The 329-nt window shown below is 50.8% G+C and carries 1 pseudogene; it reads right to left on the bottom strand.

Features of this window, described 5'->3' with window-relative positions:
* Positions 1-329: pseudogene (locus ACTHRE_RS11080) on the bottom strand (sulfate ABC transporter substrate-binding protein); the annotation flags it as partial.

Raw genomic sequence — 329 nt, 5'->3', positions numbered from 1 at the left:
AGGAAGTCGGCTTTGTGTTTGGCCAACACTTCGGCATAGCGCGGACGCAGATAAAGAGTGGCGGCCAATTCTTGAGCCGGTTCTCTCCAGAGGTTTTGCAGGTAGGCTTCGGCAGCGGCGCGCGTGCCTTTTTTATCGACCACACTGTCCACGACGGCAACCGGTGCTTCTGAAATAATGGTATAGATCGGATAGACGATTTCAAATTGGTCTTGGGTCAGTTTTTTGCTGACGTAGTTGGCCTAGTTTTCAAAGGTAACCAATACATCGCCGATATTTCGTTGGCTGAATGTCGTCGTTGCCGCACGGCCGCCGTTTTCAAATACAGT

Origin of the sequence: Neisseria sp. P0001.S007 (assembly GCF_051963655.1) — a bacterium.
GTDB lineage: Bacteria > Pseudomonadota > Gammaproteobacteria > Burkholderiales > Neisseriaceae > Neisseria > Neisseria subflava_A.
Note: the sequence above shows the minus strand (reverse complement) of the source record. Positions and strands in the feature narration are given on the sequence as shown.